Source organism: Burkholderia anthinoferrum (genome assembly GCF_002925705.1).
Lineage (GTDB): Bacteria > Pseudomonadota > Gammaproteobacteria > Burkholderiales > Burkholderiaceae > Burkholderia > Burkholderia semiarida.
Map to the genome: position 1 here is coordinate 36,166 of NZ_LFZP01000011.1, position 22,701 is coordinate 58,866.

A 22,701-nucleotide genomic window follows, 5' to 3' on the forward strand; every position below is an offset into this window, starting at 1 on the left:
AATCTCGTCTCGTCAGTCCTGATCGATCTTGCGTTCGACCTTGAGCGGCGGCGCCCATGCCGGCTGCGCGGCATCCTGGGCGTCGGTGGTGAGGCCCGGCACGCCCGGCGGGTTGCCGAGCATCGGGAAGCCGAGCTTCTCGCGCGAGTCGTAGTAAGCCTGCGCGACGAGACGCGACAGCGCGCGGATGCGGCCGATGTACGCTGCCCGCTCGGTGACCGAGATCGCGCCGCGCGCGTCGAGCAGGTTGAACGTGTGGCCGGCTTTCAGCACGAGCTCGTACGCGGGCAGCGCGAGCTGCGCGTCGATCATCTTCTTCGCTTCCGCTTCGTAGCTGTTGAAGAACGTGAACAGCAGGTCGACGTTCGCATGCTCGAAGTTGTAGGTCGACTGTTCGACCTCGTTCTGGTGGTACACGTCGCCATACGACAGGCGGCGCAGCTCGGGGCCGTTCGGGCCTTGCTCTTCCCACTCGGTCCACACGAGGTCGTACACGTTCTCGACCTTCTGCAGGTACATCGCGAGGCGCTCGAGGCCGTACGTGATCTCGCCGAGCACCGGCTTGCATTCGAGGCCGCCGACTTCCTGGAAATACGTGAACTGCGTGACTTCCATCCCGTTCAGCCACACTTCCCAGCCGAGACCCCACGCGCCGAGCGTCGGGTTTTCCCAGTCGTCCTCGACGAAGCGCACGTCGTTCTGCTTCAGGTCGAAGCCGAGCGCCTCGAGCGAGCCGAGGTACAGGTCGAGGATGTTTTCCGGCGCCGGCTTGAGCACGACCTGGTACTGGTAGTAGTGCTGCAGGCGGTTCGGGTTTTCGCCGTAGCGGCCGTCCTTCGGGCGGCGCGACGGCTGCACGTACGCGGCGCGCCACGGCTCGGGGCCGACCGCGCGCAGGAACGTGTGGACGTGCGACGTACCCGCGCCGACTTCCATGTCGATGGGCTGGAGCAGGGCGCAACCCTGCTTGTCCCAGTAGGACTGCAGCGTCAGGATGATTTGCTGAAACGTAAGCATGAAGAGCCTTCGTGGCGCTGGCGCTCCGTTGCGGACGGCGCTCCGGGCGGGCCCGGAGGGTCGGCTCGCGCGGCGGCGCGGCTTGTTAGTGTGCAGAAACGCGTAATTTTACCGGATCGGCGAGCGGATGCGGCCGGAAGCCGGATGCGGGCACCGCCGCACCGTTCCGGCGGCCCGCGCATCGGTGCGCACGCGCGCGGGCCGCGGCGCCTCGCGCGGGCGTTAAGATGCGCGTATTGCGGCGCGTGCGATGCGCGCCGCGTCACCCGCTCGCCGATGCCGATTGCATGAACGAACCGACCGACTTTCTGATTCCGCTGCTTCCGCCGTTCCTCGCGCTGCTCGGGCAGGCCGCCGACGCGCAGGCGCGCGGCGAGCGCCCCGCGCACGATCTTTGGCTGGCCGCCGCCGCCCATCTGCATGCGGTCGATGCCGACTCGCTGGTGCGGCTCACGACCGCGCTCGTTGCCCGGCAGCGCCCGGCCGACGCGCTCGCGCTCGCCGAATGCGCGGCGCGCATGCAGCCGGGCGCGGCCACGCACTTCAACCACGGCTACGTGCTGCAGATGGCCGGCCATCACGCGCAGGCGGTCGCGCCGTACCGCGCGGCGCTCGCCATCGACGCCGGCTGGCCGTCGCTGCGCAACAACCTCGCGATCGCGCTGCGGCTGTCGGGCGGCGACCGCGCGGAAGAGATCGCGCTGCTCGACGCGGCCGTGAAGCACGATCCGCAGGACGCGCAGGCGTGGATCAATCTCGTCGTCGCGCGGATCGCGATGCACGACCTGGATGGTGCGCTCGCGAGCGCCGCGCGGCTCGCCGATCTCGCACCCGACAACGCGCTCGCGATGAACAACGTCGCGATGGCGATGAAGGAGGCGCAGCGCTGGGACGACGCCGAGCGCCATGCGGCGCGCGCGTGCGAGCTCGCGCCCGACGACGCGTCGTTCCGCTTCAATCTCGCGATCATCCAGCTCGTGCGCGGCAACTACGCGGCCGGCTGGCGCGGCCATGAGGCGCGCTGGGACGGCGCGGGCGAGTTGCGCGGCCGCCGGCCGGCGCTGCCGGGCCCGCGCTGGCAGGGCGAGCCGCTTGCCGGCAAGACGCTGCTGGTGTGGGGCGAGCAGGGGCTCGGCGACGTGCTGCAGTTCTGCCGCTTCGTCGTGCCGCTCGCCGAACGCGTGCATCGCGAGGGCGGCCGGCTCGCGTGGAATACGTTTCCGGCGCTCGGCGCGCTGATGCAGCGCAGCCTCGGCGCGCATGCGGACGTGTTCGGCGCGGGCGGCGGCGTCGACGCGCTGCCGGCGTTCGATTACGAAGTGCCGCTGATCGGCGTGCCGCTGATGCTCGGCATGGAGGCGTCGACGCTCGCGGCGTCGGTGCCGTACCTGCGGGCGGAGCGGGGCGCCCGCGACGCATGGCGCGCGCGGCTCGCGGGCGACGGCCGGCTGAAGGTCGGGCTCGTGTGGACGGGCAGCGCGGGCCACCAGCGCAATCCGTTCCGGCGCGTCGGGCTCGAACGCTACGCCGACGCGTTTCGCGGCATCGACGGCGTCACGTTTTATTCGCTGCAGCCGGGGGCGGACGCGGACGTCGCCGCCGCGCGCGCGGCCGGTTTCGCGATCGAAGACTACACCGACGAATTGAAGAGCTTCGACGATACGGCCGCATTCATCGGCGCGCTGGATCTCGTGATCACCGTGTGCACGTCGGTCGCGCACCTGGCCGGCGCACTCGGCGCGCGCACCTGGGTGCTGCTCGACGTGAATCCGCACTGGCCGTGGCTGCTCGATCGTCGGGACAGCCCGTGGTATCCGACCGCGACGTTGTACCGGCAGCCGACGTTCGGCGCGTGGGCGCCGGTGATGGAGGACGTGAGCCGCGACCTGCGGGGCCTCGCCGCGCAGCCGGCGCAATCGGATCGATCGTCCCGGCAGGCCTGAACGGCCGGCCGGTTCGCGGTCACGGGCCGCCGCCGTGCACGGCAGCGGCCCGTTGCATCATGCCGCTCCGTCGCCGCCGTGCTGCTGCCGGCCGTTGCGGCGGCGTAGCCCGGGCCCGAACGTGAAGCCGAACGCGAGCAGCACGAACGACACCGCGAGCACGATGTTGTTGCCGCTCGTCACGTACGGCGTGAAGCCGCTCGTGCCTTCGATCCGCACGTCGAGCGAGCCGATCGTGAACGGCTTCAACTGGCCGAGCACGCGGCCGTGCGCGTCGATCGCGGCCGTCATCCCGGTGTTGGTCGAGCGCAGCATCGGCCGGCCCGTTTCGAGCGAGCGCATCCGCGCGATCTGCAGATGCTGGTCGAGCGCGATCGTGTCGCCGAACCACGCGAGGTTCGTCACGTTGACGAGCACGCCGGGCGGCTGCGGATTGTCGCGGATCGTCGCGGCGATTTCCTCGCCGAACAAGTCCTCGTAGCAGATGTCGGCCATTACCGGCTGGTTGTGCACGAGGAACGGCTTCTGCACCGGCGCGCCGCGCGCGAAGTCGCCGAGCGGCATCTTCATCAGGTTGACGAACCACCGGAAGCCCCACGGAATGAACTCGCCGAAGGGCACGAGGTGATGCTTGTCGTAGTGATAGATGTCGCGCGAATTCGGCGTCACGCCGTACAGGCTGTTCGTGTAGTCGACGTAGTGACCGTCCTCGGTCACCGACGCGCCGACCGCGCCGAACAGCACGGCCGAACCGGTCGTGTCGCTGAACTTGCGGATCGCGGCGGCGAACGGCTCGGGCAGTTCCTGGATCATCACCGCGATCGCGGTCTCGGGCGTGACGATCAGGTCGGCCGGCTTCTCGACGATCATCTGCTGGTACATCTTGATCGCCGCGTCGATGCCTTCCTGCTCGAACTTGATGTCCTGCTTCACGTTGCCCTGCAGCAGCCGCACGGTGAGCGGCGCGTTCGCGGGCACGGTCCACGTGACCTGCGACAGCCCGAGGCCGGCCGCGACGAGCGCGAGCGCGATGCCGGCCGGCGCGGCGATGCGCACGCGGGCGTTGCCGCCCGATGCGCTGGCTGCGCCGTCACGCACCGGCGACGGGCGCGCGGCGGCGAGCGCCTGCACGACCAGCGCGGCGAACAGCGCGAGCACCCACGCGATCCCGTACACGCCGACCACCGGCGCGAAGCCCGCGAACGGGCCGTCGACCTGCGGATAGCCGCTGCCGAGCCACGGAAAGCCGGTGAACACGGTGCCGCGCAGCCATTCGCCGAGCGCCCACGCGCTGGCGAACGCAAACGCGCCGTGCCAGGTCGGCGAGAACGGCCGCGGGTCGGGCTCGCGGCGGTGCCACGCATGGCCCGCGCAGAACGACCACAGCCCGGCCGAGAACGCCGGATACAGCGCCAGGTACAGCGAGAACAGCACGAGCGCGCCGCCGGCGAGCGGCGCGGCCATCTCGCCGTACACGTGCATGCTGATGTAGAGCCACCAGACGCCGGTGATGAAGTTGCCGAAGCCGAACGCGCCGCCGGTGAGCGCGGCGCCGCGCCAGCTCGACGTGCGCGTCAGTTGCGCGAAAAACCAGACGAATACGACGAGCTGCAGCCAGCCGCCATGCGGCGTGGGCGCGAAGGTGAGCGTATTGGCCGCGCCGGCGAGCAGCGCGGCCGGATAGTGCCAGCGCGGCAGCGCGCGGCCGGGGGCCGGCGCGAGAAGGCCGCCAGCCGGGCGGGACGGGATCGGATCGTCCATGTGAAGCGGAAGTGGGCGAGCGGTTGAAGGAAGCGCGGCTGGCGCGGAGCGGTCAGTCTTCGTGCGAGGTTTCGGCGCGACGGCTGGCGAGCGGGTTGCGGCGCACCAGCAGCACATGAACCTGGCGCGCATCGCCGCGCTGGATTTCGAACACGAGGTTGCCGAGCTGCAGCTTCTCGCCGCGGTGCGGCACGCGTCCGAAATGATGGGTGATCAGCCCGCCGATCGTGTCGACCTCGTCGTCGGGAAAATCGGTGCCGAACGTCTCGTTGAACTGTTCGATCTCGGTCAGCGCGCGCACGCGGTAGCGGCCGTCCGGCCCCGCGATGATGTTGCCGGCTTCCTCGTCGAAGTCGTATTCGTCCTCGATGTCGCCGACGATCTGTTCGAGCACGTCCTCGATCGTGATCAGGCCCGCGACGCCGCCGTATTCGTCGACGACGATCGCCAGGTGGTTGCGGTTCACGCGGAAGTCGTGCAGCAGCACGTTCAGGCGCTTCGATTCCGGAATGAACACGGCCGGGCGCAGCATCCCGCGCACGTCGAACTCCTCCTCGGCGTAGAAGCGCAGCAGATCCTTCGCGAGCAGCACGCCGATCACGTTGTCGCGGTTCTCCTCGTACACGGGGTAGCGCGAGTGCGCCTTTTCCAGGACGAACGGGATGAAATCCTCGGGCTTGTCGGCGATGTTGATCGCGTCCATCTGCGCGCGCGGCACCATGATGTCGCGCGCGCACAGATCGGACACCTGGAACACGCCTTCGATCATCGACAGCGAATCGGCGTCGATCAGGTTGCGTTCGTGGGCGTCCTGGAGGATTTCCAGCAGCTCGCCGCGGGATTCGGGCTCGGGCGAGATGAAGTCGGTCAGGCGCTCGAGCAGCGAGCGCTTTTCTTGCGGTTTGTCGGTTGGCTTACGACTGGGATACGAATCGTTCATGGTGGTGCGCCCGGGTCATGCCGGGGCGCGCGGTCACGGAGTAGGCAAGGATACACCAAGGGCACGACGCGACCGTGTCACCCCGGCCGCACGGCCAGGGCGGGCGGCTCGCGCGGGCCCCGCTCGCGGACGGCCGCGCCGGGCGCGACGTCGTCGTCGGGTCCATCCTATCGCAGAAAGGAGCGGCGGGGCGCGGCGGCCAAAAAACGGTGGCGGGACGGGCGGCGCGGCCGGACGGCGGCATTCTGCCGCAGGCGGGCGCCGCCGGCGCGCCGCTCAGAACCGCATGCCGGCCGAGCAGCCGCCGGCGGCCGCGCCGTTGGTCGCGGCGCCGCCGCAGCCGAGTATCCCGCAGCCGGACAGCGCGACGCTCGCGGCGACGAGCAGCACGGCGATCCTGCAACGCGACCAGTGTGACGGTTTCATTGGCGGTGTCCTCGTGCGGGTGCGCGGGCGGCGCGGTGTCGGATCACCGGCATCGCGCCAGCAACCCTTCCAGCGCGCGGTCGGGGATGCCGCTCGCCCGTAGCGCGTCGACCGTGCGGCTCACGTAGTCGAGCGTCGTGCCGTAGCGGCCGGCCGCGCAGCCGAACACTTCCTTCACGACGGCGTCGGTCAGCTTGCCCGTATAGGTCGGTGCGTCGCGGCGCATCACGAACGCGAGCGCGTTCACGCGTTCGCCGGTCTCGAGCGAGCACGGCAGCCACGCGGGCCGGTACGAGCCCATCGGCATCTCGCGTTTCCACAATGTCTCGAGATGCGGCTGCGCGGTCGGGCCGGAAAGCCGGAACGCGATGCCCGAGCACGAGCCGCCGCGATCGAGCGCGAGCACGAGGCCTGGCCGTTCGGGCGTGCCGCGGTTCACGCGCGACCACAGGTAGAGCCCGCGATGGTAGCCGTGCACCTTGCCGCGCACGGCGGCGACGGTCGGCAGCCCGGGGTTCCAGATCAGCGAGCCATAGCCGAACAGCCAGAGATCCTGCCGGCCGTCCCAGTCGCGCATCGTGTGCGCGAGCGATGCCGCAAGCTCGTCTTCGGTCAGCAGACGGCCTTCGCCGATCGACGGCGGGTAGGCGGGCGGCAGCATCGCGGCGTGACGCATCGTGCGGACGGCTTACCGGTACGGGTTCGGGAAACCCAGTTTCGCGAGGATGTCGACTTCGAGCGCTTCCATTTCGGCCGCGTCCTCGTCGCTCGTCTCGTGGTCGTAGCCCTGCGCATGCAGCGCGCCGTGCACCAGCAGGTGCGCGTAATGGGCGATGAGCGGCTTGCCTTGCTCGTGCGCTTCCTTCTCGACGACCGGGCAGCACAGCACGAGGTCGCCGATCACGGTGCCGTCGGGCGCCGGGTCGTACGCGAAGGTCAGCACGTTGGTCGGATAGTCCTTGTGGCGGTAGCCGGCGTTCAGCGTACGGCCTTCGTTTTCGCCGACGAAGCGCACGGTGAGCTGCGCGCTCGCGAACAGCGCCGGCTCGAGCCATTCGGCGATCAGCTTGCGCTTGGGCAGCGTCTTGCGCACGTCGCTCGTGATCTCGTCGCCGTACTGGACGGACAAGTCGAGTTCCAGCGCGCGCGGCTCGTCTTCGGGGTCGTCCTCGCGCGGCGCGAATTCGGCGCCGACGTGCAGCGTCACGCTGTCGTAGTGCTCGGGCTGCAGCGCGAGCTTCGCGCGCATCGCCGGGTCGTTGTGCTGCGCGACGATCGCGACAGCCGCGTCGCCCGAGCTGCCCGACAGGTCGAACATCAGGCTGCGGCCGTCCGGGAAGTCGATCCGCAGCCCTTGCGCGTTGACGGTCCGGGCCTTGCCCTTCGCGTCGAACAGCGAAAGGCGGGGGGATTCGGACGCGACGGACTGGGCGCGGCCGGACTTGCGGGAACGGGAGGATTTCATGACGCGTGCGGCGATTGGGACGCGTCGAGGATACACCAAATGGCCGATCGCGCCCGAATTCGGCCCGGCCGCGCACGGGCAAAAAAAGCCCGGCGCGCCGTCGGGCGGGCCGGGCCGGGAGGCCGGGGGGGCGGCACGCGGCCGCCGCCGCTCAGCCGTCCTGATGCTGCGCGTGGAATTCGTCGTACGCCTCGACGATGCGCGCGACGAGCGGGTGGCGCACCACGTCGGCGCTCGTGAAGCGCGTGAGCGCGATGCCGCGCACGCCGCCGAGCACCTGCTGCGCCTCGACGAGGCCGCTCTTGTGGCCGCGCGGCAGGTCGACCTGGCTCGTGTCGCCGGTCACGACCGCCTTCGAGCCGAAGCCGATCCGCGTGAGGAACATCTTCATCTGCTCGGGCGTCGTGTTCTGCGCCTCGTCGAGGATGATGAACGCGTGGTTCAGCGTGCGGCCGCGCATGTACGCGAGCGGCGCGATCTCGATCATCTGGCGCTCGAACATCTTGGCCGTCTTGTCGAAGCCGAGCAGGTCGTACAGCGCGTCGTACAGCGGCCGCAGGTACGGGTCGACCTTCTGCGCGAGATCGCCGGGCAGGAAGCCGAGCCGCTCGCCGGCCTCGACGGCCGGGCGCGTCAGCACGATCCGCTTGACCTGGTCGCGCTCGAGCGCGTCGACCGCGCATGCGACCGCGAGGTAGGTCTTGCCGGTGCCGGCCGGCCCGATGCCGAACGTCACGTCGTGTTGCAGGATCTGCTTCAGGTATTCGCGCTGGGCCGGCGTGCGGCCGCGCAGGTCGGCGCGCCGCGTGTAGAGCTTCGGCCCCGGCTCTTCGTCCGGCTCGCTGGCGTCGAGCTGCACGACCGGTTCGTCGAACGGATGGTCGGGATCGCCGCGAAAGCGCACGTCGAGCGTGTCCTGGCGGCCGTTGCCGGCCGTGTGGCGCACTTCGACCAGCGCGAGCTGGATGTCGTCGACCGACAGCGGATCGCGCGCGCGGTTGTAGAAGTTTTCGAGCGCGGCGAGCGCGAGCTTGGCGCCGCGCCCGCGAATCGTGATCCGGTGGCCGCGCCGCGCGAGCGTCACGTCGAGCGCCTGTTCGATCTGCCGCAGGTTTTCGTCGAGCGGGCCGCAGAGGTTGGCGAGGCGCGCGTTGTCGTCGCGCGGGGCGGTGAATTCCAGTGCTTGGACGGTCTTCAAAGTAGCGTCGGGCTCCTGTCGGGCGTCGGTCGGTCAGTGGGTGGCCGTGCTCGCGTCGTCGCTGACGAGCACGAGCTCGCCGCGCAGCGAGTGCGGGTACGCATGGTTGATCTTTACGTCGATCATCTGGCCGATCAGGCGCGGGTGCGACGCGAGCGGCGCCGGGAAATTCACGACCCGGTTGTTCTCGGTGCGGCCCGCGAGCTCGTTCGGGTCCTTGCGCGACGGGCCCTCGACGAGGATCCGCTCGACCTTCCCGACCATCGACTGGCTGATGCGCGCGACGTTTTCCTCGATCGTCGCCTGCAGGTGTTGCAGGCGTTTGAGCTTGACCTCGCGCGGCGTGTCGTCGGCGAGGTTCGCGGCCGGCGTGCCGGGGCGCGGGCTGTAGATGAACGAGAAGCTCGTGTCGTAGCGCATGTCGTGCACGAGCGCCATCATCTTGTCGAAATCCTCCTCGGTCTCGCCGGGGAAGCCGACGATCATGTCGGTCGACAGCGACAGGTCGGGGCGGATCGCGCGCAGCTTGCGGATCACCGACTTGTATTCGAGCACCGTGTAGCCGCGCTTCATCGCCATCAGGATACGGTCGGAACCGTGCTGGACCGGCAGGTGCAGGTGGCTCACGAGCTTCGGCACCTTCGCGTACGTGTCGATCAGGCGCTGCGTGAATTCCTTCGGATGCGACGTCGTGTAGCGGATCCGCTCGATGCCGGGGATGTCGGCGACGTATTCGATCAGCGTCGCGAAATCGGCGATTTCCGACGAACCGGCCGTCAGTGCGCCGCGGTAGGCGTTCACGTTCTGGCCGAGCAGCGTGACTTCGCGCACGCCCTGGTCGGCGAGGCCGGCCACTTCGGTCAGCACGTCGTCGAGCGGGCGCGACACTTCATCGCCGCGCGTGTACGGCACCACGCAGTAGCTGCAGTACTTCGAGCAGCCTTCCATGATCGACACGAACGCGCTCGGCCCCTCGACGCGCGCGGGCGGCAGGTGGTCGAACTTCTCGATTTCGGGGAACGTGATGTCGACCTGCGCGCGGCCGCTCTCGCGGCGCGCGTCGATCATCTGCGGCAGGCGGTGCAGGGTTTGCGGGCCGAACACGAGGTCGACGTACGGCGCGCGCGACACGATCGACGCGCCTTCCTGGCTCGCGACGCAGCCGCCGACGCCGATCAGCAGGCCCGGCTTCGCTTCCTTCAGCTCGCGCACGCGGCCGAGATCGGAGAACACTTTTTCCTGCGCCTTCTCGCGCACCGAGCACGTGTTGAACAGGATGATGTCCGCGTCTTCCGGCGTGTCGGTCTTTTCGAGGCCTTCGGCCGCGTTGAGCACGTCCACCATCTTGTCCGAGTCGTACTCGTTCATCTGGCAGCCGAAGGTCTTTACGTAAACTTTCTTGGTCATGGGGATTCGCCGTTCGCAGTGGTTGACCTGGGGGCGTCGTCAAAGGTGAGTCGGGACGGCGGTGCGCGGCGCGCGAATCGCGCGCAGCCGGGAGGAAAGGCCGTCGGGAAAGCCTTCCATTATAGCTTTTCACGCCGCGGCGGACGGGCCGCCGGTTGCGGGCGTGCGACGCCGGCTTCCGGGTTCTGACCCCTCGATAGCGGCGACGACGGCGGGCCGGCCGTCAACGGCACGCGTTCAGCAGGTCGTCGAGCGCGGCTTCCTCGCGCGCGAAGCGTTCGGCGAGAAAGTCGAGCAGCACGCGCACGCGCGGCGCCATGTAGCGCTTGCTGTGGTAGATCGCGTGCAGCGGCGCGTCCTGGTGCCGCCAGTCGGGCAGCAGCACGCGCAGCCGGCCCCCGCGGACGTCGTCGGCGATGTCCCATAGCGATTTCAGCGCGATGCCGTGGCCGCGCAGCGTCCATTCGCGCGTGAGCCCGCCGTCGTTGGTCTCGAACGCGGTCGACACGGGCACCGTGTGAACCTGCACTTCATCGCCGCGCGTGAAGTGCCAGGTGTTCATCGGGCCGGACGCGATCGTGATCACGTTGCACGGAAAGCGGGCCAGATCGTGCGGATCGGCCGGGACGCCGTGGCGTTCGATGAACGACGGCGCCGCGCACAGCACCCGCCGGTTGGTCGCGAGCCGGCGGGCGATCAGCGCGCCGTCGGGCGGCGCGGCGAAGCGGATCGCGAGATCGATCTCGTCCTGCCACAGGTTCGACGACGAATCGGACGCCGTCAGCGAGAACGTGACGTCGGGATGTTGCGTCGTGAATTCGTCGAGCCAGTCGAGCAACTGATTGCGGCCGAAATCGGACGTCGACGACAGCCGCACCTTGCCGCTCACGACGTTGCGGCCTTCCTGCAACATCGCGTCCGCGTCGTCGAGCGCCTGCAGCGCCTGGCGGCAGCAGTTCAGGTACAGCTTGCCTTCGTCGGTGAGCCGCAATTGCCGCGTCGAGCGTTCGAACAGCCGCGTCGCGATCTTCGCCTCGAGCTTCGCGAGGCGCGCGCTCGCGGCGGCCGGCGTGAGGTTCAGCTTGCGCCCGGCGGCGGACAGGCTGCCCAGCTCCGCCGCCTCGACGAACAGCCGGATGTCGCCCAGTCGGTCCATGCGATTTTCCAGAAATATTTGAAAATGGTTCAAATGCCACGCCAATTATCAAATATTGGCGTCTTCGGGACAATGCGCGCACATCCCGCTTTCTTGTGCGGTGCGGCACCGAACCGGCGCCGCGGCCGCCGCCTACCGGAGAACGTCATGCCCATTCCACTCCTGGCGCTCGCGATCAGCGCCTTCGCCATCGGCACCACCGAATTCATCATCATGGGCCTGCTGCCCGAAGTCGCGCACGACCTCGCCGTGTCGCTGCCGTCGGCCGGCCTGCTCGTCACCGGCTACGCGCTCGGCGTCGCGGTGGGCGCGCCGCTGCTCGCGGTGCTGACGAGCCGCATGCCGCGCAAGGCCGCGCTGCAACTGCTGATGGCGATCTTCATCGTCGGCAACGTGCTGTGCGCGACCGCGTCCGGCTACGCGATGCTGATGGTCGCGCGCGTCGTCACGTCGTTCGCGCACGGCTCGTTCTTCGGGATCGGCGCGGTGGTCGCCGCGTCGCTCGTGCCGGCCGACAAGCGCGCGAGCGCGATCGCGCTGATGTTCACGGGGCTCACGCTGTCGAACGTGCTCGGCGTGCCGTTCGGCACGTTCGTCGGCCAGGTGCTCGGCTGGCGCGCGTCGTTCTGGATCGTCGCCGCGCTCGGCGTGCTCGCGCTCGGCGGCGTGGCCGCGCTGGTGCCGAACCGTCACGACAGCGGGCCGGTCGGCCTCGGCCATGAAGTGCGCGTGCTGAAGGAGCCGCAGGTGTGGCTCGCGCTGCTGATGACCGTGCTCGGCTTCGGCGGCGTGTTCGTCGTGTTCACGTACATCGCGCCGATCCTCGAGGCCGTGTCGGGCTACTCGCCGCGCGCGGTCGCGCTGATCCTCGTGCTGTTCGGCGCGGGGCTGACGATCGGCAACACGATCGGCGGCAAGCTCGCCGACCGCGCGCTGATGCCGTCGCTGATCGCGATCCTCGTCGCGCTGATGGCCGTGATGGCCGTGTTCGCGAAGACGAGCCACCTGCCGGTCGCGGCCGCCGTCACCGTGTTCGTCTGGGGGATCGCCGCGTTCGCGACGGTGCCGCCGCTGCAGGCGCGCGTGGTCGAAAAGGCCGCGAGCGCGCCGCATCTCGCGTCGACGCTGAACATCGGCGCGTTCAACGTCGGCAATGCGGGCGGCGCGTGGCTCGGCGGCCTCGCGCTGGAGCACGGCTTCGCGCTCGATGCGCTGCCGTGGGTCGCGGTCGCGGTGACGTTCGCGGCGCTGGTCGTCACGTGGCTCGCGATGCGGCTCGACGCGCGCGGCCCGGCGCGCGGCGCGGCGCCGGCGGCGCAGTGAACGCCGCCACGGCGCGCCGAGCGCGACGCCATAGCGGCAGGAAAAGGTTCGCGAGAAACGCATTCCTCCGCGATGCTGATAACGGTGTGAAGATAACTTCGTTTGCCCGTGCAAGGCCGGGTGATAGCGTTTCGATACGCGCCACGACCGGCGCAACCCGATTCCGATTCCGGCTTACCCCCTACGCAGGGCCGCGCGGCGGCCCGGAGGCAATGCTATGTCTTCATCCCTGGCGCTCGTGCGCGACGTGTCTTCCTTCGAGTCCGGCAATGGCGCCGACCTGCGCGCGTCCGCATCGCTCGACGCGCTCGAGCAGGTCGTCGGCGTGAACCTCGCGCGCTTGCGCGCCGAGCGGCAACTGTCGCTCGATGCGCTCGCGCGGCTGTCCGGCGTGTCGCGGGCGATGCTCGCGCAGATCGAATCGGCGCGCAGCGTGCCGTCGATCAAGGTGCTCTGCAAGATCGCCGCGGCGCTGAAGGTGTCGGTCGCCGCGTTCCTGCGGCGCCATGCGGTGAACGGGTTCGAGCACCTGGCGGCCGAGCGCGCGTCGCGCGTCGTCAGCTCGAACGGCCGCTTCTCGGCGCGTGCGCTGTATCCGGAAGGCGAGCCGGCCGCGGCCGAATTCCACGAGCTGCGGATCGCGCCGCTGCATACGGAACCCGGCGCGCGCCGCGCACCGGGCACGACGGTCAATCTCGTCGTCAGCGAAGGCACGCTCGAAGTCAGCGTGCATGATCGCCGCCAGTTGCTGGCGACCGGCGACGCGATCGTGTTCGACGCCGATCAGCCGTACAGCCTGCGCAACCCGGGCGACAGCGAAGCGCGTGCGTTCCGCGTGACGGTGAGCCCGGAGGTGCCGCCGCGCTGGCTCGTGCCCGACGCGGCGCACGCGGCCGCCAACTGATCGCGCGGGTCGCGCGGCGCGAGCGTTGCGGTCCCCGGTTTGCGCGGGAGACGCCGCGTGCGCGCGTCGGCCGTTCGGACGATGCCGTTAGACGGGGTCGTCAGTAAGGTTTTACCGGTCATTCGCTGCGCGTCGTGTGCGGCTGTTGTATGCTTGGCCCGCCGGTCACGGGGCGTTCCCGTCCGGCAATCAGTGCGTCTTCAGGGCGGGGCGAAATTCCCCACCGGCGGTAGGCTGGCGTAAGCCGGCGAGCCCGCGAGCGCCCGCGCATTTCGCGCGGGGTCAGCAGATCTGGTCGAATGCCAGAGCCGACGGTCACAGTCCGGATGAGAGAAGATGTGCAGATAGTCATGTCCGTCAGGGCCGCTTCGCCGCGCGCGAAGCGGGTTGTCGTTCTGTCTGTTTGCAATGCCCTGAAACGTTTTTCGCCCAAATCGTCTTTGCGAGGAGCGTTTCACATGTCCTTGATGTCCGTTTCGTCGGCGCCTGCCGACGCCTTTGCCGATCTCCCTCTGCTGGATTCCGAACCGGTGCCGCCGCGCATCGCCGCCGCGCTCGACGCGATGCGCGCGGGCCGCGCGGTCGTGCTGCAGGACGACCACGACCGCGAGAACGAGGCCGACCTGATCGTCGCCGCCGAGCGCATCACGCCCGAGACGATGGCGCTGCTGATTCGCGAGTGCAGCGGCATCGTGTGCCTGTGCCTGACCGACGACACGGTGCGTGCGCTGGAGCTGCCGCCGATGGTGCAGACCAACGAAAGCCGCAACGGCACCGCGTTCACCGTGTCGATCGAGGCGCGCGAAGGCGTGCATACCGGCGTGTCGGCGGCCGACCGCGTGACGACGATCCGCGCGGCGATCGCCGACGGCGCGAAGCCGCACGACATCGTGCGCCCCGGCCACGTGTTTCCGTTGCGTGCGCAACCGGGCGGCGTGCTCGCGCGCCGCGGTCACACCGAAGGCACGGTCGACCTGTCGATCCTCGCGGGCCTGAAGCCGGCCGGCGTGCTGTGCGAGCTGATGAATCCGGACGGCACGATGACGCGCGGCGACGATGTCGAGCGCTTCGCGCAACGGCACGGGCTGCCGATGCTGACGATCGCGGAACTCGTCGCGTTCCGCGAGGCGCTGGCCGCCGCGCGCGAACGCTGCTGCGAGCCGGCCTGAGCGGAAGGAAACGCGGGCGGGTTCGCGCGCCCGTGGCGCGGCCGGATCGACCCGAACCGGCCCGAATGACGATCAGGACTGCACGTCGCCGAATTCGCCGCGCATGCCGGCTTCGACGAGCGCCGGCAGTTCGTCCATCCTGCGCATGATCCGCGTGATGCCCATCGCGCGCAGCGCGTCCGCGTAGTTGTCGGGGATGTGGCTCGCGCCGACGAACGCGATCGTCTTCATCCCGGCCGCCCGCGCGGCATTCAGCCCCGAGATGCTGTCCTCGACGACGACGCAGCGCGCCGGCGCGACGCCGAGCGTGTGCGCTGCGTGCAGGTACACGTCGGGGTAGGGCTTCGGCCGCGCGACCTGTTCGGCGCTGAACACGCGTTCGCCGAAGATCTCGGTGAGCGCGGCGCGCTTGAGCGAGCTGCGCACGCGCGCGAGCCGGCTGTTCGACACGACGGCGGCCGGCAGCGTGATCTTCAGCAGCGCGTCGCGCACGCCGCTGATCGGCGCGAGCGATTGCGCGAGCGCGACTTCGATGTTGTGCTCGACGGTCTCGATGAAGTTGGCGGGCATCTCGACCCCGAAGCGGGCTTCGATGCCGGTGAGGAAGCGGGACGTCTGCTGGCCGAATGCCGACTTCGCGGCGGCTTCGAAATCGAGGTTCGGGAACGTGGCGGACAGCGTGTCGAGCAGCACGCGGTCGGCGATGACTTCGCTGTCGACGAGCACGCCGTCGCAGTCGCAGATGAGGTGATCGAGCATGGTGATGAAAACGCGGGATATCGGCGACGCCGATCGATTCGCCATCATACGTGCTTTCACGCGCACGCCGCGCGACGTGGCGGCAAATTTGCCCGATGCGGCCGTGCCGTGCGGCAGGTTGTGCCGGACGGCCGGCGCTTGCGCGGCGGCCGCGGTCCGCTTGCCCGGATCGCGGCCGCCGTTCGCGGCGTTACAGCTCGATCACGCGCCCCGTTTTCCAAGACGTCATCGCGGCTTCGGCCAGTTCGAGCGCGGCGAGCCCGTCGTCGATCGTCGTCCTGACCGGCGTGCCGTCGCGCAACGCGTCGACGAAGTGCGCGATCTCGGCCGCGTACGCATGCCGGTAGCGTTCCAGGAAGAACGGCTCCGGCACGTCCGTCGCGATGCCGCTGGCAAGCCACGCGCTCACCTCGGTCGGCCGCACGTTGCCGGCCTGCAGCATCCCGCGGCTGCCGAGCAGTTCGAAGCGCTGGTCGTAGCCGTACGCCGCGCGGCGCGACGTGTTGATCTGGCACAGCAATCCGCGCCGCGTGCGGATCGTCACGGCGGTCGAATCGATGTCGCCGGCGTCGTGCACGGCCGGATCGGTCAGGCAGCTTCCCGTCGCATGCAGCGTGTGCGCTTCGTCGCCGAGGATCCAGCGGAACACGTCGAAGTCGTGGATCAGCATGTCCTTGAAAATGCCGCCCGAGCTGCGGAGGTAGTCGGCCGGCGGCGCGCCCGGGTCGCGGCTCGTGACGACCAGCATTTCAGGCGCGCCGATCTCGCCGCGCTCGACGCGCGCCTTCAGCGCCGCGAAGGTCGGGTCGAAGCGGCGCTGGAAGCCGATCATGCAGGTCACGCCGGTGCGCCGCACGACGTCCGCGCATGCACGCGAGCGTTCGACGGCGAGGTCGACCGGCTTTTCGCAAAACACGGCCTTGCCCGCGTTCGCGGCCGCGACGATCAGGTCCGCGTGCGTATCGGTGCTCGATGCGATCACGACGGCCCGCACCGACGCGTCGCCCAGCGCGCGTTCGACGTCGGTTGCCTGCGCGCCGTGCGCGCGAGCGAGTGCGTCCGCCGACGGCGCGTGCCGGTCGATCACGTACTTCAGTGTCGCGCCCGGATGGCGCGCGAGATTCGCCGCGTGGATCTTGCCGATCCTGCCCGCGCCGAACAAAGCGAATTCGATCATTCCGTTCTCCCGTGGATTTTCCTGTCTTGCCGATGCGCGACCGGCGTGGGCCGCACGCCGTCGCGACGGTCCGCTCAGCGATCCGCCAGCTCGCCGCGCACGTAGTCGAGGCTTGCCCGCAGCCGCTCCTCGATGTCGTCGGCTTCGGCGATCTCGTTCGCGAACGGCTCGAACGACAACGCACCGCAGTAGCCGCGCGCGAGCAGCTCGCGCAGTTGGCGGACGTTGCCGAGCCGGTCGGCGCCGCCGACCAGCACGCGGTGGCCGTCGCGCATCCGCTCGACCGGCAGGTCGGCTTCCTCGACGCCCGAGAGGTGCACGAGGCCCGTGAGGTTCGGGAAGAAGACGTCCTCGCCGGCGAGGTGATGGTGGAACGTGTCGTGCACGAGCCGGAACACCGGTTCGCCCGCTGCCGCGTAGATGCCCTTCACCGCGTCCGACTTGCGGCGCAGCGCGCACTCTTCGAAACCGAGCGGCTCGATGAAGCCGAGCAGGCCGCGGGCTTCGAGGATCGGCTTCAATGTCTTCAGCGCCGTGACGAGGTCCGCGTGACGGGCGTGCTCGTCGCGCGTGTCGGCGCGGCTGTTGGTTGGGCACAGCACCAGCGCACGCGCGCCGCATTGCGCCGCGTAGTCGGCCAGCACGGTCGCCTCGTCGGCGCGCTCGGCATTCCACTGCTCGAAGCGCTGCAGTGCGTTGATCGTCAGGATCGTCACGCCGCCGGCTTCGACCGTCGCGCGGACGGCGGCGGCCGGCGTGCCGTCGGCGAGTTCGACGCCGTCGAGATCGTTGCGGATCTCGATCGTGTCGACGCCGAGGCGCCGGCACAGCGCGACGTAGCGGTCGAGCGGCAAGCGCGGCGCGCTCATCCGGTTCAGCGAAAAGTGCAAGGCTCGCGTCATCGTTCTGTCCTTGGGGCTTGAGTGGGGCGGGTTCGGATCAGGCGCCGGCGCGCGCGGCGAGTGCGTGCCACGTGTCGCGCAGCCAGTGCGCGCACGCGACGTTGTTGTCGAAGATCGAATAGCGTGCGCCGCCGCCGTAGTCGGGAAACGGGATGAATTCGCAACTGATCTGCTCGAGCGGTGTCGCTTGCGCATGGGCCTGCCCCCGCGCCTGCAGCAACTGACGCAGCGCGGCTTTCCATGGATCGAGCGACTCGGCACGCCATTCGCCGTGGTACGCGCCCGGCGGCGGCGCGACGAACGGGTACTGGATGCCGCGTCCGGGCCGGCCGTCCGCGCGGCGCATCCAGCGATTGTCCGGGTTGTTCGGCACGACGCTGCGCGCATGCGCATGCCGGACCCAGCCGCGCGCGATCCAGTCGGCGTAGATCGCGGCGGGCGATGCGGGGTCGAGCATCGCGCGGCCGCCGTCGGCCGATTCGTGCAGGCCCGATGCGTCGAGTTCGGCGCGATTGCCGATCTTGAACAGCAGGTGCGAATGATCGAGCGTGATACGGAACGGCGCGCCGGCCTGCTCGACATGCCGCGCGACGCGTGCAACCCGCGCGAAATCCTCGCTCCACATGTCGACGTGCACTTCGAGGCTCGGCAGGCAGCCGGACGGTTCGCCCCATGCATAGGCGCGCAGGTAGAAATCGGCGACTTCGCGATCCGACAGCGGATGGCCGTCCGCGTGATGCGCGAACAGCTGACAGTTGAGCACCGTGCTGCCGAACCGCGCGCCCGCCGCGACGATCTCGGCGACATGCGCTTCGTCGCGGCCCGCGCACCAGATGCCGCCGATCACGCGAATCGGCAGCGCGTGGCGCTCGACCAGCGCGAAATATGGCGACAGGTCCTCGCCGCGCACCGGGTTCTTTTCGACGTAGTCGAACACGCCGGCGGCGGCGACCATCCGGAAGCGCTCGGCGGGCGTGGGCGGCGGCAGCCCGTCGTGTTCGAGCACGCCGTCGAGATTCACGCCGATGAGGATCGGTTCAGCCATCGTCTCCTGTCCGTCGTTGTTCGTGGATGGCTGCCAATGTACGGACGCGCGGCGCGGGCTGCATGACAAACGTTGACGAAAAATCGCCAATGCGGCGATCGATTTTTTCGACGCATGCACGCGCCGGGCCGCACGCCGCATGCCGCATGCCGTGCAGCGGGTTCACGGCTGCAGGTACGCGCTCGTCCTCACGTTCGCCGGACAGAACACGCGGAATTCGACGGGGTCGTCCGGCGGCGGCGCCTCGACGATGCCGCATGCATGCAGCACGTGCTGCAGCGCGGAAATCGCCTGCCCGTCCGGATCCTGGTCGATCGCGAGATCCATCGCACCGGCTTCGATGAAGGTGCGGTGCAGATCGATCATCTCGTGGCCGATCCATACGACGCGCCCGATCGCGCCGGCCCGGCGCAGCGCCGCCTCGATCCCGGCCGACCCGGCGCCGCTGTTGTAGATCGCGACCACGTCGTCGTGCGCCTGCAGCGCCTTCGACACCGCGCGGTAGCAGCGGTCGTCCTGGTCGAGCGTCTCGACCGGCGCGTCGTCGCAGCGCACGGCGGCGAACGCGTCGGCAAGCTGGTCGCGGCAGCCGGCCATCCGGTCGGCGTGCGCACGGTAGCCCATGCGGCCGCCGAGCAGCAGCACGCGGCCGGGGCGCGCCGCGAGACGGCCGATGTAGTAGCCGGCCGTGCGCCCGGCGCGATAGTTGTCGATGCCGGCGAAGTGCGCGCGGTCGATGCCGCCGATGTCGGTGACCATCGTGACGACGGTCTCGCCCCGCGCGATCGCGGCGGCCAGCGCGTCGCGCATGCGGGCCGTGTCGTGCGCGGTGACGATCAGCGCCGCGCGCCGGTACGCGGGCCGTTCGATCAGCGCGGCGGCGCGCGCGTCGTCCGCGGCGGGCAGGATCGTCCGGTGCACGACCACGCGCCGGTCGAGCATCTGCAGCGAGCGCTGCAGCGCTTGCTGCAACCGCCGGAAGAACGGCGCGTCGGTGTCCGGCAGCAGTACGTCGACGTGGATCAGCCCGTGCCGCGTGTCGGGCAGCTGCCGCGGCACGCCGAGCTGCCGCGCGGCCGCCACCACGCGTTCGCGCGCCTGCGCGGAGACGCTGCCGCGCTCGTTCAGCACGCGGTCGACGGTCGTCGTGCTGACGCCGGCGAGCGCCGCGATCTCGTCGAAGCGCGCGGTGCGCTTGCGCCAGCGCGGCCCGGATTCACCTGCCATGGTCGTCTCCATCGTGATAGGCGCCATCGATCGCGTGGCGTTGCCGGGAACGCTAACGCGATGGCGAAATTTCGTCAACGTTTCGATTGAGCAGCGGAAGCCGGGCGCCTAATTTTGATTCCATGGCAGCGCGTGTCGCGCTTGCATCGCACAAGAACCCCAGGAGACAGACGTGGCCCCTACCGACGACCCGGCACGCAAGCGCAACGCGGCGCGCCGTCAGGAATACCGAATGATCGGCGGCGCGGGCGAGCGCGCGCACGCGGCCGGGCTCGTCAACGCCGCGTGGTACCGGTGCGCGGTGCCGCGGCCGCTGATGAAGCAGTTGATGCAGCGTGGCGACGCCCGTGCGATTCGCGACACGCTGATCTGGTACGCGGCGATTGCGATCAGCGGCGCGCTCGCGTGGCTGGCGTGGCACGCGCATTCGGCATGGGCGATCCCGGCGTTCTTCGTGTACGGCACCCTTTACTGCAGCCCGGCCGATTCGCGCTGGCACGAATGCGGGCACGGCACCGCGTTCCGCACGCGCTGGATGAACGACGCGCTGTACCAGGTCGCGTCGTTCCAGGTGTTCCGCCGCGCAACCGCGTGGCGCTGGAGTCATGCGCGCCATCACACCGATACGCTGGTCGTCGGGCGCGATCCGGAAATCGCCGCGCCGAAGCCGACCGACTGGCTCGCGCTCGTGCTGAACGTCGTCGCGCTGAAGCACGTGGCCGGCGAGTTGCGCAAGATGATCGCGGCGTCGGTCACCGGCCGGCTCGACGACGAGGAGCGCACCTACGTGCCTGAATCGGAATGGCCGAAGGTCGTGCGCGAGTCGCGCATCCATCTCGCGATCTACGCGCTCGTGACGGGCGCCGCGATGTACTGGCACACGGTCCTGCCGCTGCTCTACATCGGGCTGCCGAGCCTCTACGGCGCATGGCTGTACCTGTATTTCGGCCTCACGCAGCACGCGGGCATGCCGGAGAACGTGCTTGATCACCGGCGCAACTGCCGCACCGTGATGATGAACCCGGTGTTCCGCTTCCTGTACTGGAACATGAACTATCACGTCGAGCACCACATGTTCCCGATGGTGCCGTTCCATGCGCTGCCGAAGCTGCACGAAGCCGTGAAGGCCGACATGCCGCCGCCGTACCGCAGCACGCTCGCCGCGTATGCGGAGATCGTGCCGGCCCTGGTCCGGCAGACGCGCGATCCGTCCGATTACGTCGTGCGGCCGGTGCCCGATGCCGCGCGTGCATGACAGCTACCGACCATCCCGACGAAGGAGACACACCCCATGACGCAATGGATCGACACCGGCGCGCTCGACGACATCGACGACGAAGACGTCGCGCGCTTCGATCACGCAGGCCGCACGTACGCGATTTACCGGATCGACGGCCAGGTATACGCGAGCGACGGCCTGTGCACGCACGAGCACGTACATCTCGCGGACGGGTTCGTGATGGATCACGTGATCGAATGCCCGAAGCACAACGGTCGCTTCGACGTACGCGACGGCCGGCCGCTGTCCGCGCCCGCGTGCGAGAAGCTGCGCACGTACCGCGCGAAGATCGAAGACGGTCGCATCCTGATCGAGGTGTGACGCGATGAGCCACGACCGGGTAATGGCGATCGTCGGCGCGGGTCATGCGGGCGGCCGCGCGGCGCAGGTGCTGCGCGCGTCCGGCTGGCGCGGGCGCATCGTGCTGATCGGCGCGGAGCCGCACCCGCCGTACGAGCGGCCGCCGTTGTCGAAGGGCGTGCTGACGGGCGAGCATAGCGCGGCGCAATGCCGGTTGCGCGATGCCGAGGCGTGGGCGGCCGACCGCATCGAGCGGATCGTCGCGACCGTCGAGCGCATCGACCCGCATGCACGCGAAGTGCACGTGTCGGGCGGGCATGGATTCAGCTACGACGCGCTGCTGCTGGCGACCGGCGGCAGCGCGCGCCGTCTGGCCATTCCGGGCGCGGCGCTGGACGGCGTGGTCGCGTTGCGCACGCTCGACGACGCGGCGGCGCTCGGCGCGCGGCTCGTGCCCGACGCACGGATCGTGCTGGTCGGCGGCGGCTTCATCGGTCTCGAAGTCGCGGCGTCGGCGCGGCAGCGCGGCTGCCGTGTGACCGTGCTCGATGCGGCACCGCGGCTGCTCGGCCGGGCAGTGCCGGAAGCCATCGCGACGCGCGTGCATGCGCTTCACGACGAGCGCGGCGTGGCGATCCGTCTGAACCGCAAGCCCGTTGCGATCGAGCGGACCTCGGGCGGGGCGCTGGCCGTCTTGCTCGACGACGGCGACGCGCTGCTTGCCGACACGGTCGTGACCGGCATCGGCATCGAACCGGCCGACGCGCTGGCGCGCGACGCGGGCCTCGCGGTCGAGCGCGGGATCGTCGTGAACGCGCAGCTCGAGACGTCGGCGCGCGGCATCTACGCGGCCGGCGACGTCGCCGTGTTTCCGAGCGCGTTATCGGGGCGGCTGGTTCGGCAGGAGACGTGGCATGGCGCCGAGACGCAGGCGCACGTGGCCGCCCGCAACATGCTCGGCGCGGGCGAGCCGTATCGCGACACGCCGTGGTTCTGGTCCGATCAATACGATGCGCAGTTGCAGGTGGCCGGGGAGCCGGCGCTCGGCGTGCAGTCGGTCGCGCGCGGGCTCGGCGACGATGCGGAAATCCACTTCCATTTCGATGCGCTCGCGCGGCTCGTCGCGGCGAGCGGCTTCGGCCGTGCGGCGGGATTCGCGAAAGAAATGCGCGTGGCGAGAATGCTGGTCGAGCGCGGGATCGACGTGACGCCGGCGGCGGTCGCGAACGTCGGCGTGAAGCTGAAGTCGCTGGTGACGGCCGTGAATGACCGGTCGCGCAAAGGAGGGGCGTGAAGCGCGCGG

At 69.7% G+C, this 22,701-nt stretch carries 21 protein-coding genes and 1 riboswitch; of the genes, 7 read left to right on the top strand and 14 right to left on the bottom strand.

Annotated elements, in window-relative coordinates; translation table 11 throughout:
- Positions 1–12: 12 nt before the first annotated feature.
- Complete coding sequence (gene glyQ, locus C5F75_RS04105) at positions 13–1,017, bottom strand: glycine--tRNA ligase subunit alpha (protein ID WP_006477868.1); 1,005 nt, start codon at positions 1,015–1,017, stop codon at positions 13–15.
- Positions 1,018–1,304: 287 nt separating this feature from the next.
- Here glyQ and C5F75_RS04110 point away from each other — a divergent pair, with 287 nt between their 5' ends.
- Entirely contained in the window at positions 1,305–2,960 is a 1,656-nt protein-coding gene (locus tag C5F75_RS04110; protein WP_104011928.1) for a hypothetical protein, read from the top strand.
- Positions 2,961–3,017: 57 nt separating this feature from the next.
- Here C5F75_RS04110 and lnt read toward each other — a convergent pair whose 3' ends face one another.
- From lnt to C5F75_RS04145, 8 genes are all read right to left on the bottom strand, one after another.
- Complete coding sequence (gene lnt, locus C5F75_RS04115) at positions 3,018–4,721, bottom strand: apolipoprotein N-acyltransferase (RefSeq protein WP_104011915.1); 1,704 nt, start codon at positions 4,719–4,721, stop codon at positions 3,018–3,020.
- 52 nt (positions 4,722–4,773) lie between these two features.
- The gene (locus C5F75_RS04120; RefSeq protein WP_059578694.1) at positions 4,774–5,661 is read right to left on the bottom strand and encodes an HlyC/CorC family transporter; all 888 of its coding nucleotides are present in this window, start codon (positions 5,659–5,661) and stop codon (positions 4,774–4,776) included.
- A gap of 276 nt (positions 5,662–5,937) precedes the next feature.
- Positions 5,938–6,087, bottom strand: a complete 150-nt coding sequence (locus C5F75_RS36665; protein ID WP_167351617.1) for a hypothetical protein — start codon at positions 6,085–6,087, stop codon at positions 5,938–5,940.
- A 43-nt stretch (positions 6,088–6,130) separates the two neighbouring features.
- On the bottom strand, positions 6,131–6,763 hold the full coding sequence (locus C5F75_RS04125) for a gamma-glutamylcyclotransferase (RefSeq protein WP_059578691.1): 633 nt from the start codon (positions 6,761–6,763) through the stop codon (positions 6,131–6,133).
- A 12-nt stretch (positions 6,764–6,775) separates the two neighbouring features.
- The gene (gene ybeY, locus C5F75_RS04130) at positions 6,776–7,552 is read right to left on the bottom strand and encodes an rRNA maturation RNase YbeY (protein WP_104011916.1); all 777 of its coding nucleotides are present in this window, start codon (positions 7,550–7,552) and stop codon (positions 6,776–6,778) included.
- Between the two features lie 151 nt (positions 7,553–7,703).
- On the bottom strand, positions 7,704–8,750 hold the full coding sequence (locus C5F75_RS04135) for a PhoH family protein (RefSeq protein ID WP_059578685.1): 1,047 nt from the start codon (positions 8,748–8,750) through the stop codon (positions 7,704–7,706).
- Between the two features lie 33 nt (positions 8,751–8,783).
- Positions 8,784–10,157, bottom strand: coding sequence for a tRNA (N6-isopentenyl adenosine(37)-C2)-methylthiotransferase MiaB (gene miaB / locus C5F75_RS04140; RefSeq protein ID WP_059578683.1), 1,374 nt, complete (start codon positions 10,155–10,157; stop codon positions 8,784–8,786).
- A gap of 223 nt (positions 10,158–10,380) precedes the next feature.
- The gene (locus tag C5F75_RS04145) at positions 10,381–11,313 is read right to left on the bottom strand and encodes a LysR family transcriptional regulator (protein ID WP_104011917.1); all 933 of its coding nucleotides are present in this window, start codon (positions 11,311–11,313) and stop codon (positions 10,381–10,383) included.
- Between the two features lie 147 nt (positions 11,314–11,460).
- On the opposite strand from C5F75_RS04145, the gene C5F75_RS04150 reads away from it, so the two are divergent.
- The 3 genes from C5F75_RS04150 (at position 11,461) to ribB (ending at position 14,709) form a co-directional block, all read left to right on the top strand.
- Positions 11,461–12,636: an MFS transporter gene (locus C5F75_RS04150; protein ID WP_059578810.1), complete on the top strand. Its 1,176-nt coding sequence runs from the start codon at positions 11,461–11,463 to the stop codon at positions 12,634–12,636.
- A gap of 217 nt (positions 12,637–12,853) precedes the next feature.
- Complete coding sequence (locus tag C5F75_RS04155) at positions 12,854–13,540, top strand: helix-turn-helix domain-containing protein (protein ID WP_059578678.1); 687 nt, start codon at positions 12,854–12,856, stop codon at positions 13,538–13,540.
- 192 nt (positions 13,541–13,732) lie between these two features.
- A riboswitch (FMN riboswitch) is annotated at positions 13,733–13,882 on the top strand.
- A gap of 116 nt (positions 13,883–13,998) precedes the next feature.
- Positions 13,999–14,709, top strand: a complete 711-nt coding sequence (gene ribB / locus C5F75_RS04160) for a 3,4-dihydroxy-2-butanone-4-phosphate synthase (RefSeq protein ID WP_012329192.1) — start codon at positions 13,999–14,001, stop codon at positions 14,707–14,709.
- Positions 14,710–14,781: 72 nt separating this feature from the next.
- Here ribB and C5F75_RS04165 read toward each other — a convergent pair whose 3' ends face one another.
- The 5 genes from C5F75_RS04165 to C5F75_RS04185 all read right to left on the bottom strand — a co-directional run bounded on the left by C5F75_RS04165 (position 14,782) and on the right by C5F75_RS04185 (position 19,819).
- The gene (locus C5F75_RS04165) at positions 14,782–15,468 is read right to left on the bottom strand and encodes an HAD family hydrolase (protein WP_059578675.1); all 687 of its coding nucleotides are present in this window, start codon (positions 15,466–15,468) and stop codon (positions 14,782–14,784) included.
- Between the two features lie 190 nt (positions 15,469–15,658).
- Positions 15,659–16,645 (bottom strand): inositol 2-dehydrogenase, encoded by a 987-nt coding sequence (gene iolG / locus C5F75_RS04170; RefSeq protein ID WP_104011918.1) that lies wholly within the window; start codon positions 16,643–16,645, stop codon positions 15,659–15,661.
- Positions 16,646–16,719: 74 nt separating this feature from the next.
- Entirely contained in the window at positions 16,720–17,547 is an 828-nt protein-coding gene (locus tag C5F75_RS04175; protein WP_104011919.1) for a TIM barrel protein, read from the bottom strand.
- 37 nt (positions 17,548–17,584) lie between these two features.
- The gene (locus C5F75_RS04180) at positions 17,585–18,592 is read right to left on the bottom strand and encodes a hypothetical protein (RefSeq protein WP_059578667.1); all 1,008 of its coding nucleotides are present in this window, start codon (positions 18,590–18,592) and stop codon (positions 17,585–17,587) included.
- A 162-nt stretch (positions 18,593–18,754) separates the two neighbouring features.
- Complete coding sequence (locus C5F75_RS04185; RefSeq protein ID WP_104011929.1) at positions 18,755–19,819, bottom strand: LacI family DNA-binding transcriptional regulator; 1,065 nt, start codon at positions 19,817–19,819, stop codon at positions 18,755–18,757.
- Positions 19,820–19,991: 172 nt separating this feature from the next.
- On the opposite strand from C5F75_RS04185, the gene C5F75_RS04190 reads away from it, so the two are divergent.
- From C5F75_RS04190 to C5F75_RS04200, 3 genes are read left to right on the top strand one after another with little or no spacing between them, the layout of a single operon-like run.
- Positions 19,992–21,074, top strand: a complete 1,083-nt coding sequence (locus C5F75_RS04190) for a fatty acid desaturase family protein (protein WP_104011920.1) — start codon at positions 19,992–19,994, stop codon at positions 21,072–21,074.
- A gap of 36 nt (positions 21,075–21,110) precedes the next feature.
- Positions 21,111–21,419, top strand: coding sequence for a non-heme iron oxygenase ferredoxin subunit (locus C5F75_RS04195; protein ID WP_059578663.1), 309 nt, complete (start codon positions 21,111–21,113; stop codon positions 21,417–21,419).
- Between the two features lie 4 nt (positions 21,420–21,423).
- Entirely contained in the window at positions 21,424–22,692 is a 1,269-nt protein-coding gene (locus C5F75_RS04200) for an NAD(P)/FAD-dependent oxidoreductase (RefSeq protein WP_104011921.1), read from the top strand.
- The last annotated feature ends 9 nt before the right edge of the window (positions 22,693–22,701 follow it).

Bases quoted from the DNA above. Each gene is read 5' to 3' on its own strand.
- C5F75_RS04200 (WP_104011921.1), top strand. From the start codon at position 21,424: ATGAGCCACGACCGGGTAATGGCGATCGTCGGCGCGGGTCATGCGGGC.
- glyQ (WP_006477868.1), bottom strand. From the start codon at position 1,017: ATGCTTACGTTTCAGCAAATCATCCTGACGCTGCAGTCCTACTGGGAC.
- ribB (WP_012329192.1), top strand. From the start codon at position 13,999: ATGTCCTTGATGTCCGTTTCGTCGGCGCCTGCCGACGCCTTTGCCGAT.
- C5F75_RS04120 (WP_059578694.1), bottom strand. From the start codon at position 5,661: ATGAACGATTCGTATCCCAGTCGTAAGCCAACCGACAAACCGCAAGAA.
- C5F75_RS04185 (WP_104011929.1), bottom strand. From the start codon at position 19,819: ATGGCAGGTGAATCCGGGCCGCGCTGGCGCAAGCGCACCGCGCGCTTC.
- C5F75_RS04155 (WP_059578678.1), top strand. From the start codon at position 12,854: ATGTCTTCATCCCTGGCGCTCGTGCGCGACGTGTCTTCCTTCGAGTCC.
- iolG (WP_104011918.1), bottom strand. From the start codon at position 16,645: ATGATCGAATTCGCTTTGTTCGGCGCGGGCAGGATCGGCAAGATCCAC.
- C5F75_RS04175 (WP_104011919.1), bottom strand. From the start codon at position 17,547: ATGACGCGAGCCTTGCACTTTTCGCTGAACCGGATGAGCGCGCCGCGC.
- C5F75_RS36665 (WP_167351617.1), bottom strand. From the start codon at position 6,087: ATGAAACCGTCACACTGGTCGCGTTGCAGGATCGCCGTGCTGCTCGTC.
- C5F75_RS04110 (WP_104011928.1), top strand. From the start codon at position 1,305: ATGAACGAACCGACCGACTTTCTGATTCCGCTGCTTCCGCCGTTCCTC.
- ybeY (WP_104011916.1), bottom strand. From the start codon at position 7,552: ATGAAATCCTCCCGTTCCCGCAAGTCCGGCCGCGCCCAGTCCGTCGCG.
- C5F75_RS04145 (WP_104011917.1), bottom strand. From the start codon at position 11,313: ATGGACCGACTGGGCGACATCCGGCTGTTCGTCGAGGCGGCGGAGCTG.
- miaB (WP_059578683.1), bottom strand. From the start codon at position 10,157: ATGACCAAGAAAGTTTACGTAAAGACCTTCGGCTGCCAGATGAACGAG.
- lnt (WP_104011915.1), bottom strand. From the start codon at position 4,721: ATGGACGATCCGATCCCGTCCCGCCCGGCTGGCGGCCTTCTCGCGCCG.
- C5F75_RS04165 (WP_059578675.1), bottom strand. From the start codon at position 15,468: ATGCTCGATCACCTCATCTGCGACTGCGACGGCGTGCTCGTCGACAGC.
- C5F75_RS04180 (WP_059578667.1), bottom strand. From the start codon at position 18,592: ATGGCTGAACCGATCCTCATCGGCGTGAATCTCGACGGCGTGCTCGAA.
- C5F75_RS04125 (WP_059578691.1), bottom strand. From the start codon at position 6,763: ATGCGTCACGCCGCGATGCTGCCGCCCGCCTACCCGCCGTCGATCGGC.
- C5F75_RS04150 (WP_059578810.1), top strand. From the start codon at position 11,461: ATGCCCATTCCACTCCTGGCGCTCGCGATCAGCGCCTTCGCCATCGGC.
- C5F75_RS04195 (WP_059578663.1), top strand. From the start codon at position 21,111: ATGACGCAATGGATCGACACCGGCGCGCTCGACGACATCGACGACGAA.